We start from the raw sequence: 12,726 nt of genomic DNA, 5'->3' as shown, positions 1-12,726 counted from the left end.
GTTCCCCGCGCCCCTGGGTAGGTGCGTCCTATGTTGGCTGGATTGGTTCCGTTTCCAATCCTGAGCGTTCCGTGCCCACCTTGCGGCAGACGGCTGAGAGCAAGCGCACCACCGTCTGCTCGTCCGTGTGGAGTTCTACGGCTATCTCGTGGTCCGTGTGGCCTTGGGCGGCCAGGGTTGCGGCGGTGCGCTCGCGGGTCGTGAGGGTGTCGGTTTCCGTGCTGTGGAGGCGGCGGGGGCGTAGGCCTGCTGCTGCCAGTTCGGCGCGGGTCGTGTCCGCGAGGCCGTCGGCGCCGCATTGGACGGCTGCGTCGAGGCCTCGGTAGAGGTGGTCGCCGGCTTCCCTGGACCTGCCTACGCGGCGGAGTTCGGTGCCTAGGGCGACAAGGGCGCAGGCCAACTCGTAGGCGGCCGGGGAGCGTTCGAGGTGGGTGACGGATTCTTCCAGGAGTTTGGCGCGGGCCGAGCCGGTGGAGACCTCGGCGGCGATGCGCAGGGCCTGGCCGATGGCGGAGGGGGTGCCGAACTGGCGGGCGCGGGCGACCGCTTCGTGGGCGGTGACGACGGCGCGCTCGGGGGTGTCGTGGCGTTCGGCGCGGGCGAGGTGGAGCTGCCAGGGGCACCACGCGGGGTTGCGGATGCCGCGTGGGTCCAGACGGCGGCCGGCGGAGGCGAGTTCGGCGGCGGCTTCCTTGGCGAGGCCACGGGCCAGCAGGAGTTCGCCGTAGACGGTCTGGGCGTCAGGGAAGACGACAGCGGCTGGGAAAGGCTCCGCGAAGGCGTGGTCCTCGGCGAGTTGTACGGCTTCGGCGACCCGGCCGCGGGCCAGCAGGACCTCGATGAGGATGCCCGTGCCGTACCAGTAGACGGGGGTGCCGGGTCCGACGCGTTCGGCGAGGCCCAGGCCGGCGCGGGCGAAGTCCTCGGCCTCGGCGAGGCGGCCGCGCCGGTAGCGGAGGTAGCCGAGGAAGGTGTACCCGAAGGACAGGTGCGCGCCGCGCCAGCCCTGTTGTTCGAAGTCGGCGATGCCGGTGGCGAAGAGTTCCTCCGCGCGGCCCGGCCGATCGCAGTACATGAAGGTGAGGGCGACCAGCACCGGCACCTCGAAGCCGCGGTCGGCCTCCGCCCAGCCGAGACCACCACTCAATGCGCGCTCCGCATGGTGCAGGGCCACATGTGCGGGTTCACCACGAAGTACGGCGTCCCAGGTACGCAGGCCGATGATGTACCGCTCGGTGAGGTCGCGGCCCTTGAGGCGGTCGGCGAGTTTGGTGAGGCGGCGGGAGCGTGAGGGGTGGTCGGGTTCGTCGGCGCGGAAGGCGTCCCACATGAACTGCTCGGAGAGCATGCGCAGTTTGACCCGGGCGTCGCCGGTGACGCGGATCTCGCGGGCGAGGGTGTCGGAGGCCTCGGCGAGTCGGTCGCTGTGGGCGAGGACCTGGGAGAGGCGGTAGACGATGTTCTGCCGCAGGCTCGCGTCACTGATCGGCTCTTCGAGGGCGGCCCGCAGATGGTTGACGGTGGTCGCCGGTTCGGTGAGCAGGGAGGCGCTGCCCAGTTCGTACAGGACGGCGGCCCGGTCGTCGAAGGGCGGGGGTTCGCGCAGGGCGCGGGCGAGGTAGCTGCGGGCCGTGTCGGGGGCGCCCGCGCGCAGGGTCTCGCCGGCCGCCGCGCGGAGTTGCTGGACCACCCAGTTGTCGCCGTCGGGGTGGGTCTCCATGAGGTGGCGGGCGGCGGCGGAAGGACCCTGGCCCTCGTTGATGACGCACCAGGCGGCCTGGCCGTGCAGGGCCACGCGGACGCCAGGGGGGATGGCCCGGTAGACGGCGGTGGCGATGAGCGGGTGCACGAATTCGAGGGTGTCCGCCGCGGTCAGCGTGCCGGTGAAGATGCGGGCGCCGCGCAGCGCGTCGACGGCGTCGGCGGCCTCCTCGTGGCCGAGTCCGGCGACGGCGGCGGCGAGCATCGGATGGGGCTCGGTGCCGAGGACCGCGCAGGCCCAGGCGAAGCGGACGGTCGAGGTGCCGAGCCGTTCGAGGCGGGTGGTGAGGCCACTGCCCTTGACGGCGGCGGCGAGGTCGCGCAGTTGGTAGGCCCCCGCCTCGGTGGGGGTCAGGCCCCGGTCGTGGATCTTGGCGGTGAGTTCGACGGTCTCGAAGGGGTTCCCGGCGGTGACGGCCCAGCACTCGTGGCAGAACGCGTCGTCGGCGTCCTCGCCGAGCGTCTCCCGCACCAGGTCGGCCACGGCGGCGACGCTGAGCGGTTCGAGGTCGAGTGGGCGTCCGCCGGCCCGGCCGGGCAGTCCCCTCAACGACTCGGCGTGGTCGGGGAGTTCGTCGGGCCGGTAGGCGACCACGACCAGCAGCGGGAGTTGTTCGGCGCGGGGTGCGAACGCGGCCAGCCAGCCCAGGGATTCGGGGTCGGTCCAGTGCGCGTCGTCGAGGACGAGGACCATCGGGGCGCGCTGCACCGCGAGGTGGGTGAGCACCCAGTCGAGGCCGTCGCGCAGACCCTGCTGGTCCGGCGGGGAGCCTTCGGTGGGCGCGCACAGGCCGAGGGCGGGGCCGACGATGTCGTACCAACTCCCCAGCGAGGAACGGAGATCGGCGTCGGCAGACCCGGCGAACTGCGGTTGCAGCAGCTGTCGGGCGACGTGGAAGGCGACGCGCTGTTCCTGGTCGCCGCCCCGCGCGGAGAGCACGGTGCAGCCCTGGGCGGCGGCGCGACGGCGGACTTCGGAGAGCAGGGTGGTCTTGCCGATGCCGGCCCGTCCCGCGAAGGCGAGCAGGGCGCCGCGCGGCCGGTCACCCGGTTCGCCGCCGTCCGTGCGCAGACCGGTGAGTTCGCCCAACGCCTCGTCCACGGCGGCGAGTTCACTCTCCCGTTCGAAGAGTGTCCTTCTGCTGCGTGCACTCCGCTGCCCCATGCCATACCCCCTGCCACGGTGGTGCGCCCGCGCGGGGAGCGAACGCGCACCGTGAGCTACAGGGACCTCAGCGTACGCTTCCCGAAGGTCGCGCGACCCGGTAGTCGGCGAAGGCGTACCGGCCGGTTCTCCTGGGTCTCCGGTGACGGCGGAGGCGCGGGGCCCGCTTGATCACATCCCGCCGTTCTTCGACCCCTTGGCGGCTCCGGACACCGTCCGAGCTGTTCACGGAGTGGCTGCTGGGGGCGCTGGAGGCCGGGGTGCGCGAGCCGCAGGCGATGACGGTCTCGACAGCCGGCGCCGACGGCAACCCGTCGGCAAGGACCTTGATCCTCAAGGGCGTTGGCCCCGACGGCTGGCGGTTCGCGTCGGACGGCGGCAGCGTCAAGGCCCGCGATCTCGCCCAACAGCCCTTCGCCGCCCTGACGTTCTACTGGTCGCCGCTCGCCCGCCAGGTCCGCGTGCGCGGTCCCGTAGTGACGGCGGGCGAGGCGGACAGCGCGGCGGACTTCCCGGCCCGGAGCACCAGCGCCCGCGCGGAGGCACTGGCCGGCCGTCAGTCCCAGCCGCTGGCGGACCTTCCTCGCCGAACGGGACGCGGCCGTCAAGGAGTTACTGGAACGCCTTGAGGACGAGCCGGACCTCGTGGCCCCCGGCTGGACCCTGCACACCATGCGGCCCGAGTCGGTCGTGTTCTGGCAGGGCGACAAGGAACGTCGGTACACGCGGCTCGTGTATGTCCGCGAGGGCGAGGGGTGGCGCACGCAGTTGCTGTGGCCGTGATCGCCGACCTGTTGCCGGTGCGGCACGTACGGTGCGACACCGTCGAGCAAGTCGCCGTAGGAACAAGGGACTTGCTCACTCCTCCAACGCCGTCGGCGGCACCACCGCCACCGGGCTCGCCGCGTGGAGCAGGACCGCCTGGGTGACCGAGCCGAGGAGTCGGGCCGGGGACAGCAGGCGGCGGCGGTGGCGGCCCACGACGACGAGGGCGGCGTCCTTGGAGGCGGCGACGAGGTGGCCGGCCGCGTCGCCCGGGGCGACGTACGGCTCGGTGGGGACGTCCGGGTGATGTTCGCGGTGCGGGGCGAGGAGGGCATCGGTGAGGGTGCGGGTCTCGTTCTCGATGGCGTCCTGGTCGATGACCGGCGGGACGAGTTCGCCGGGGGACGCCCAGGCCTGCGGCGGCCACGGGAAGGCGGCGACGACCTGGAGGCGGGCGCCGCGCAGGGCCGCCTCGGCGAAGGCGAAGGAGAGGGTGGCCTCGTCGGGGCTGTCCACGTGCAGGCCGACGACCACGCGGGGCCCGGGTTCGGCCGGGACGTCGCCGTGCACCTCACGCCCGGGCCGGGGCACCACGACGACGGGGCAGTCGGCGTCGCGGGCGGCGGCCATGCCGTTCGAGCCGAGCAGCAGGCTGGCGAAGCCGCCGCGGCCACGCGAGCCGAGCACCAACAGCTGCGCGGTGGAGCCGAGTTCGGGGAGTACGGCACTCGGCGCGCCCTGCAGCCCGAGGTACTCCATGACCGGCCGGTCGGCCCGCCCTTCGACATGCGTACGAACCTGGTCGAGCACCTCGTCCTCGTCCGGCTCCGGTGGTCCGGCGACCAGGACGCCTGGCGGTGTCCAGGCGGCGGCGTACTGCCACACATGGACGACCCGCAACGCCGCCCCGCGTCCACGGGCCGCGTCGAGGGCCCAGTCCAGGGCGCGCAGGCTGTCGTCCGAACCGTCGACCGCCGCGATGACCGGCAGGGTGCTCATGGGTTCCTCACCTCCGGAGTAACGGGATCTTCCCCTCCGGCGCCAGCCTGGCTCAGGCACCGGCTCCAGAAGGGTTCCCAAGGTCGCGTGTCCGGAAAATCAGGTGCGACACCCTTGGTAGACCCCGACGCTGCCGACCCGCTCCCGCCACCCCGACGCTGCCGGCCTGCTCCCGCCACCCCTCCGTCCGCTCCCTTGAGCGCTACGTCCGCCCCGGCGCCGATGAGTCGACGGTGACGGCGATGGCCACGAGCGGGCGTTCCCGGCACAGGACTCCGTCGAGGAGGTGTACCAGGAGGTAATCGAAGCCCGCGCACTGGCCAGCCCGGGGCATCCCCGCCCAGCACGGCCGCACCGCTGTGATCACGGGTGCCGACACCGGCATCGGATTCGAGACGGCCAAGGCCCTAACCCTGCGCGGGGCAGCAGTCGTCCTGGCGGTACGGGACGCCGACAAGGGCAAGCGCGCGGCGGAGGAGATCGCTCTCGTCGCGCCGACGGCGAGGGTGCACGTCCAGCGGCTCGACCTGAGTTCGCTCGCCTCGGTCCGCGACACGGCCGGGGATTTGAGAGACGCCTACGCCCGGATCGACCTGCTGATCAACAACGCCGGCGTGATGTACACGCCGTACCGGACGACCCCGGACGGCTACGAGCTCCAGTTCGGAACCAACCACCTGGGGCACTTCGTCCTGACCGGGCTGCTGCTGGACCTGCTGCCGGCCTCGCCCGCCTCCCGTGTCGTCACGGTCGGCAGCGCGGGCCACCGCATGGGCGGCCCGATCGATCTCGATGATCTCGACCGGCGCAGACGTTCCGTACGACCGGACCGCCGCGTACGGGCCCTCCAAGCCGGCCAACCTGCTGTTCACCTACGAGCTCGACCGCAGGCTGCCCGCCGGCGGGCCACTGGCAGTCCCCCGAGAGGGGAGCACAGCCGGTACTGCGCGCCGCGACCGGCCCGGACGTGCGGGGTGGTGAGTACTACGGCCCACGCGGATTCCAGCAGAGCAAGGGGCATCCCAAGGTGGTCCGCTCCAGCCCGCAGTCGTACGACACGTCGCGGCAACGCCGCCTGTGGGCGCTCTCCCAGGACATGACCGGCATCGAGTTCCATCAGGCACGCAGCCCGGCCGCCACCCTCACGAGTGAAGGCCGGGCTGTAGATGCCCTGTGCGTACGTCCCCCGATGGTTCGCCGGGGATCTCTCACCTTCAGGTGAGGTCGAACTCCCCTTCCCGCGCCCCCGACACGAACGCGCCCCATTCCGCGGGCGTGAAGATCAAGGAAGGGCTTTCCGGGCGGCCGCTGTTGCGCATCGCGATGAATCCCTCGACAAAAGCGATCTGGACATCCCCCAGTCCACGGCTGCCTGAGTGCCAATCGGCGTCACTGAGGTCCAGCTCCGGCTTGTCCCAGCCCGCAAGCGGGTGCTGCTGGATGGTGCTCTCGGCCACGTCCGTGCTCCTCCCGATTCGTCGTCCGCGGCCAGCCTAGCGATCGGTTTCTGATGCCAACAGGCCACGTGAGGGGGACCTTTCAGGAGGCGGGGGGTTCGCTGCCCACGAGCCACATCGAGAAGAACTGGGATCCGCCGCCGTAGGCGTGCCCGAGAACCCGTCGAGCGCCTTCCACCTGGTGTTCTCCGGCTTGCCCGCGAACCTGGAGGGCGGCCTCCGCGAAGCGGATCATGCCCGAGGCGCCGATCGGATTGGTGGAAAGCACGCCCCCTGACATGTTCACGGGAAGGTCGCCGTCCAGCTCGGTCACGCCCGATTCGGTGAGTTTCCAGCCCTCCCCCTCCTCGGCGAATCCGAGGTTCTCCAGCCACATGGGCTCGTACCAGGAGAACGGCACGTACATCTCCACGGCATCGATGTCCCGGCGCGGATCGGCGATCCCGGCCTGCCGGTACACGTCGGCCGCGCAGTCCTTGCCGGCCTGTGGCGACACACAGTCCTTTCCGGCGAACAGTGTGGGTTCGCTCCGCATGGCGCCCCCATGCATCCAGGCCGCCGGACGTGGTGCGCGAGCCGCGCCCGCCCGGTCGGTGAGCACCATCGCGCAGGCGCCGTCGGAGGAGGGGCAGGTCTCCGAGTACCGGATCGGGTCCCACAGCATCGGCGAGGCCTGGACCTTCTCCAGCGTGATGTCGTGCTCGTGGAGATGCGCGTACGGGTTCTTCAGCGCGTTGCGCCGATCCTTGTACGCCACCAGCGAGCCGACCGTGTCGGGCGCCCCGGTGCGCCGCATATAGGCGCGCACGTGCGGCGCGAAGAACCCGCCCGCACCGGCAAGCAACGGCTGCTGGAAGGGAATCGGCAGGGACAGTCCCCACATGGCGTTCGACTCGGACTGCTTCTCGAAGGCAAGGGTGAGGACGGTGCCGTGCACACGGGCCGCGACGAGGTTCGCGGCGACAAGCGCCGTCGACCCGCCCACGGAACCAGCGGTATGCACCCGCAGCATCGGCTTCCCTACGGCGCCCAGCGCATCCGCGAGATACAGCTCGGGCATCATGACGCCCTCGAAGAAGTCGGGCGCCTTCCCGATGACGACGGCGTCGATGTCGGCCCACGTCAACTCGGCGTCGTCCAGAGCCCGTTGGGCAGCCTCCCGCACCAGCCCCGCGATCGACACGTCCCGCCGCGCGGCGACATGCTTGGTCTGGCCGATCCCTACGACGGCCACGGGCTCCTTGCTCATCGCGGATCCCCTTCGAGTACGGCGACCAGGTTCTGTTGCAGACAGGGGCCGGAGGTCGCGTGGGCGAGAGCCCGGTCGGACTCGCCCCGGTGGATGCGGGCGGCGGCCTCGCCGATGCGGATGAGCCCGGCGGCCATGACGGGGTTGGCGGCGAGGGCGCCCCCGGACGGGTTGACGCGCACGTCGTCACCGAGGCGCAGCGCCTTGCGCAGGACCACCTCCTGCGCGGTGAACGGCGCATGCAACTCGACGGTGTCGACGGGCCGTTCGAAGACCCCGGCCTTCTCGGCGGCCAGCCGCGTGGAGGGCGAGTCGGTCAACTCCCTCACCCCGAGCCCATGTGCCTCGATACGGTGGTCGATCCCCCTGATCCACGCGGGCCGTTCACACAGCTCACGGGCCCGGTCTCCGGCCGCGAGGATCACGGCAGCGGCGCCGTCACCGACCGGCGGACAGTCGCCGGTGCGCAGCGGCCGTACGACATAGTCGCCCTGCGGCACCGAACCCCGCGCCTGAGCATGGGAGTTGGCGCTCGCGTCCGTCCGGCTGCGGGCCGCGACGGCGGCGAGCGCGGGCTCGTCGGTGTCGCCCGCGTCGATGAGGGCCTGGGCCTGGAGGGCGGCCAGGGCGACGGAGTCCGGCCACAGGGGGGCGACGTAGTACGGGTCGAGCTGTCGGGTCAGGACGTCGCGTACGGAGCCGGGGGACGACTTGCCGTACGAGTAGACGAGCGCGGTGTCCGCGTCGCCGGTGAGCAGCTTGGTCCACGCCTCGTAGAGCGCCCAGGCACCGTCCATCTCGACGTGCGACTCGGAGATCGGCGGCCAGGCGCCGACGCCGTCGAGGGCGAGGGTGAAGGAGAAGGCGCGGCCGGCGAGGTAGTCGCTGGAACCGGAGCAGGTGAAGTCGATGTCGGCGGTCTTCAGACCGGTCTGTTCGAGGACGCCGTGCAGGACCGGCATCAGCATCTCCACCTCGGAGAGCTCGTCGGTGGTACGCCGGTGGTCGGTCTGCGCGAAGGCGACGACGGCGATCTCCCGCATCGCGGCAGCTCCTTGCATCACAGCAGCTCCTTGTAGACGTCGTAGTCCGCGTCGGGCTCGCCGGTCGGCCGGTAGTGGTCCGGATAACGGCCGCCCTCACTCCACACCGCCTCGACCCGCAGCCCCATGCGCACCTGGTCATACGGAATCCCGCCGATGCGTCCGTGCAACGCGAGGTCGGCCCCGTCGAGCGCGATGTGCGCGTAGACGTACGGCACCTCGATGTCGAGGTTCTTCGCCTTGATGTTGACGATGCAGAAGGTGGTCACTGTGCCGCGCGGACCCACTTCGACATGTTCCGCTGTGGCGACACCACATGTGGGACACGCACCCCTCGGCGGGACGTACACCTTCCGGCAGGAGGGGCAGCGTTCGCCGACGGTGCGTTGCTCGGAGAGCGCGTGGATGTAGTCGGTCTGGGCACGGCCGGGCGAGTAGACGTAGTCGAGGCGCGCGGGGGCCACGATGCCGGTGACCATGTCCTCGAACTCGCCGCTGTGGGCGGCGGGTTGGCGCTCCTCGTCACCATCGGCATCGCCTGCGTACGGCTCGAAGCAGGCGATGTCCGTGATGGCGCCGACGCGCTCCTCGGCCCAGCGGACGCGGACGCGCATACCGGTGCGGACGGCGTCGGAGCCGGGGGCGTCGAGAGCATGCAGGAGGGCGGTGTCGGCACCGTCGAGCCGGACCAGGACCCAGGCGAAGGGGGTGTCGAGGGGCTGCCCGCGCCGGGGTTCATGGTTCCAGGCCCAGGTGGTGACCGTACCTGTGGCCCCGACCTCGACGAGATCGCGGATCTCCTCCGCGGTAACGGGGTCGTACTCGACGGGCGGTACGAGGGTCCGTCCGTCGCCGGTCTTCACACCGAGCACGACACGTTCGCGCAGCCCGGTGAGAAAGGCGCTCTGCACGGGACCGAGGGAGCGGGTGAATGGGAATTCAAGGACCAAGGGGGCTTTGAGCACTTCAGGCACGACATCTCCTCACTAAACAGATGCGGGCCGGCTGTCCCCACCCAGGGGCGCGGGGAACTGCGCGACTAGCCACAACGAACCCGCAGACGAAATCCGGCCGACCAGCGAAACGCTTACGCCCGCCTATAAACAGGCGGCCGTTTCTCCGCAAAGGCACGCGCCCCCTCCTTCGCATCGGCGGTGTCGAAGATCGGCCAGCCACGCTTGAGTTCGGCGGCCAGCCCGTCCGTCTCGGTCAGCTCCGCCGTCTCGTACACCGACGCCTTGACCGCCTCAACCGCCAACGGCCCACACTCATTGACGAGTTCGGCGATCTCCAGCGCCTTGGCAAGCGCCGTACCGTCCGGCACGACATGTCCGACGAGACCGACGTCCGCCGCCTCCCTCGCGCTGTACGGACGCCCGGTCAGCAACATCTCCAGCGCATGGGTACGCGGAATCTGCCGCTGAAGCCGCACAGTTGACCCCCCGATCGGGAACAGCCCACGCTTCACCTCGAACAACCCGAAGGTCGCCGACTCCCCCGCAACCCGAATATCGGTGCCCTGCAAGATCTCCGTACCGCCGGCCACGCAATACCCCTCGACCGCGGCGATCACCGGCTTCCGGGGCCGGTGATGCCGCAGCATCGCCTTCCAGTGCAGATCCGGATCAGCCGTGAGCCGATCGCGGTACTGCTGCCCCTCCATGCCCTTCCCGGCCAGCGCCTTGAGGTCCATTCCCGCGCAGAACGCACCCCCCGCCCCGGTCAGCACGATCGAGCGGATCGCGTCGTCCGCGTCGGCCTCGACCCAGCCGTCGTAGAGACCGACCAGCATCGGCAACGAGAGCGCGTTCTTGGCCTCGGGCCTGTTGAGCGTGAGCACCAGTGTGGCGCCCTCGCGCCGCACGGTCAGGTGTTCCGTACCGCTCATGGTCGTCCTCCCGTCGCCGTACCGCCTCCGGAACGAGAACAGGTTGCAGGAGGCGCCCTGCCAGTACAAGGGGTTTCTGACACTCAGTCAGATTTCTTCTGCGCGGACCCTTCACAGTTGCCGCGCCCTTTGCTCTGATGACCGGCGAACCGACGTCAGGAGGAGTGGTGGAGTACAACATTGCCGACCTGTTCGAGTCGGTCGTCGACGTGGTCCCGGACCGCGAGGCGCTCGTGTACATCGACCACCCGGGCACGGGCGCGGAACGCCGCCTGACCTACGCGGAGTTGGACGCGGCCGCGAACCGCGTCGCCCATCATCTGATCGACACCGGGATACGCCCGGGTGAGCACCTCGGGCTCCATCTCTACAACGGCATCGAGTACTTGCAGACGGTGCTGGGCTGCCTCAAGGCACGGGTCGTACCGGTCAACGTCAACTACCGCTACGTCGAAGAGGAGTTGGTGTACCTCTACCGCGACGCCGATCTCGTGGCTCTCGTCTTCGACACGGAGTTCACCGAGCGGGTGGCGGCCGCGCTGCCGCGTGCGGAGCAACTGCGGCACCTGGTACGGGTGGGAGCGGCGCCGGAGTTCGGACCGGACGTACCCGCCGTGGACTTCACGGACGCCGAAGCCGCCGGGTCCCCCGAGCGCGGGTTCCCGGCGCGGTCGGCGGACGACCAGTTCATCATCTACACCGGCGGTACGACCGGGATGCCCAAGGGTGTGATGTGGCGGCAGGAGGATCTGTTCTTCTCGGGGCTCGGCGGCGGCGCGCCGACGGGTGAACCGGTGAAGAAACCAGAGGAGTTGGCCGAGCGGGTCGCGGCCGGCGGAGCGGGGATCACGTTCTTCCCCACTCCCCCGCTGATGCACGGCACCTCCACGCTCACCGCGTTCATCGGCTTCAACTTCGGCCAACGCATCGTGATCCACCGCAAGTTCGTGCCGGAGGAGGTGCTGCGGACCATCGAGAAGGAGAAGGTCACCAGCATGTCCCTGGTCGGCGACGCGATGCTGCGCCCGCTCATCGACGCCCTCAACGGTCCTATGAAGGGCATCGATTGCTCATCGATGTTCAGCGTGTCGTCATCGGGCGCGATCATGTCGGAGACGGTGCGGCGGCAGTTCCAGGAGCTGCTCCCGAACACGATGCTGCTGAACAACTACGGCTCGTCCGAGTCCGGCTTCAACGGCACGGCGACGGCCGACTCCGGCGCCGGGAAGTCGTTCCGCATCCGCGTCAACTCCCGTACCCAGGTGGTAGATCCGGCTACGTACGAACCGGTCGCCGTCGGTGAGATCGGCCGGGTCGCCCAGTGCGGTCACGTACCGCTCGGCTACTACAACGATCCGACGAAAACCGCCGAGACCTTCTTCGAGAAGGACGGCCGGCGCTGGGTCCTGCTCGGCGACATGGCGACCGTGGACGAGGAGGGCGTCGTCACGGTTCTCGGGCGCGGCTCGCAGTGCATCAACACCGGTGGGGAGAAGGTGTATCCGGAGGAGGTCGAGCAGGCGCTCAAATCGCATCCGGACGTCTACGACGCGCTGGTGGCCGGGGTGCCGGACGTGCGGTGGGGCAACCATGTGGCCGCCGTCGTACAACTGCGGACGGGTGCGGAACGGCCGTCGCTGGACGAGATCCAGACGCACTGCCGTACCCATCTCGCCGGGTACAAGATCCCGCGCCAGTTGGTGATCGCGGAGTCCATCCAGCGGTCGCCGAGCGGCAAGGCGGACTACCGGTGGGCGCGGGAGGTGGCGGTCACCGCAGATCAGTGAGTCAACAGTGGGTCAACGCGCAGGCCAGATTGAACTGACGGTAGCGTGCGCCCGTACTGGTGGTGACGGATGTGGTGGCCCGGGCCAGGTCCGCCATGCCGTCACCGGGCTCAGCACGGAAGGACGTTCGGGTGCCGCTCTTCACTCGCTCTCACCCATTGGCGCAGCAGAAAGCCACCGGGGAGACCGACCCGACAGCGGCACCGGAGGCCGCCGCACCGCCCGAACCACAGGCCCCACCCGAGCCACGCGACTCGGTCGGCGAGACCAAGGCACGGGAATCGGCTGACGCGACCGGGTCGACGGAGTCGGTTGAGGCGATCGACGCCGGTGAAACGGCCGACGCGACCGAGGCACCTGCCCCCGCCGATGCGGCTGACTCGGCTGACCTGGCCGACGCGACCGACGCGGCTGGCTCCGCCGACGCCGACGGTTCGGCCGACGCTCCCGAGTCGGCCAAGTCCGCCGAGCCTGCTGAATCCGCCGCATCCGCAGGGTCCGACGAGCCCGCTGAACCCGCGCAGCCTGCCGAGCACGCACGGTCCGCCGAGGACGCGGAGTCTGCCGAGCCCGGAGAGCCCACTGAACCCACACGATCCGCCAAGCCTGCTG

At 70.4% G+C, this 12,726-nt stretch carries 10 protein-coding genes and 1 pseudogene; 4 read left to right on the top strand and 7 right to left on the bottom strand.

Translation table 11 applies throughout. The annotated features are described in order from the left end of the window. Positions 1-28: 28 nt before the first annotated feature. Complete coding sequence (locus ACGFY9_RS17475; RefSeq protein WP_393754990.1) at positions 29-2,926, bottom strand: ATP-binding protein; 2,898 nt, start codon at positions 2,924-2,926, stop codon at positions 29-31. Positions 2,927-3,093: 167 nt separating this feature from the next. Here ACGFY9_RS17475 and ACGFY9_RS17470 point away from each other — a divergent pair, with 167 nt between their 5' ends. Both ACGFY9_RS17470 and ACGFY9_RS17465 read left to right on the top strand, forming a co-directional pair. Next, positions 3,094-3,555, top strand: a complete 462-nt coding sequence (locus ACGFY9_RS17470; protein ID WP_393754988.1) for a pyridoxal 5'-phosphate synthase — start codon at positions 3,094-3,096, stop codon at positions 3,553-3,555. Positions 3,556-3,598: 43 nt separating this feature from the next. Next, positions 3,599-3,709, top strand: coding sequence for a pyridoxine 5'-phosphate oxidase C-terminal domain-containing protein (locus ACGFY9_RS17465; protein ID WP_393754986.1), 111 nt, complete (start codon positions 3,599-3,601; stop codon positions 3,707-3,709). 75 nt (positions 3,710-3,784) lie between these two features. Here ACGFY9_RS17465 and ACGFY9_RS17460 read toward each other — a convergent pair whose 3' ends face one another. Continuing rightward, complete coding sequence (locus ACGFY9_RS17460) at positions 3,785-4,690, bottom strand: universal stress protein (RefSeq protein ID WP_393754984.1); 906 nt, start codon at positions 4,688-4,690, stop codon at positions 3,785-3,787. Positions 4,691-5,022: 332 nt separating this feature from the next. Here ACGFY9_RS17460 and ACGFY9_RS17455 point away from each other — a divergent pair. Further along, positions 5,023-5,912, top strand: a pseudogene (locus ACGFY9_RS17455) (oxidoreductase). Here the strand turns inward: ACGFY9_RS17455 and ACGFY9_RS17450 are convergent. The 5 genes from ACGFY9_RS17450 to ACGFY9_RS17430 form a co-directional block, all read right to left on the bottom strand. After that, positions 5,905-6,147 carry a DUF397 domain-containing protein gene (locus ACGFY9_RS17450; RefSeq protein ID WP_019057879.1) on the bottom strand — a complete coding sequence of 81 codons (243 nt, stop codon included), beginning with the start codon at positions 6,145-6,147 and terminating at the stop codon, positions 5,905-5,907. The pseudogene ACGFY9_RS17455 and the gene ACGFY9_RS17450 sit on opposite strands and share 8 nt — an antisense overlap. Positions 6,148-6,229: 82 nt before the next feature. Next, positions 6,230-7,396 carry a thiolase domain-containing protein gene (locus ACGFY9_RS17445; protein ID WP_019057880.1) on the bottom strand — a complete coding sequence of 389 codons (1,167 nt, stop codon included), beginning with the start codon at positions 7,394-7,396 and terminating at the stop codon, positions 6,230-6,232. Next, a complete protein-coding gene (locus ACGFY9_RS17440; protein WP_393754981.1) occupies positions 7,393-8,457 on the bottom strand; it encodes a thiolase domain-containing protein in 1,065 nt (354 codons plus the stop codon). The genes ACGFY9_RS17445 and ACGFY9_RS17440 overlap by 4 nt, the downstream gene beginning before the upstream one ends. After that, positions 8,457-9,413: a Zn-ribbon domain-containing OB-fold protein gene (locus ACGFY9_RS17435; protein WP_393754979.1), complete on the bottom strand. Its 957-nt coding sequence runs from the start codon at positions 9,411-9,413 to the stop codon at positions 8,457-8,459. The genes ACGFY9_RS17440 and ACGFY9_RS17435 overlap by 1 nt, the downstream gene beginning before the upstream one ends. A gap of 113 nt (positions 9,414-9,526) precedes the next feature. Then, positions 9,527-10,327, bottom strand: a complete 801-nt coding sequence (locus ACGFY9_RS17430) for a crotonase/enoyl-CoA hydratase family protein (protein ID WP_393754978.1) — start codon at positions 10,325-10,327, stop codon at positions 9,527-9,529. Positions 10,328-10,494: 167 nt separating this feature from the next. On the opposite strand from ACGFY9_RS17430, the gene ACGFY9_RS17425 reads away from it, so the two are divergent. Next, positions 10,495-12,114, top strand: coding sequence for an acyl-CoA synthetase (locus ACGFY9_RS17425; protein ID WP_393754976.1), 1,620 nt, complete (start codon positions 10,495-10,497; stop codon positions 12,112-12,114). Positions 12,115-12,726: the final 612 nt, after the last annotated feature.

Origin of the sequence: Streptomyces sp. NPDC048504, assembly GCF_043200035.1 — a bacterium.
Lineage (GTDB): Bacteria > Actinomycetota > Actinomycetes > Streptomycetales > Streptomycetaceae > Streptomyces.
This window is presented reverse-complemented; position numbering and strand designations above follow the sequence as displayed.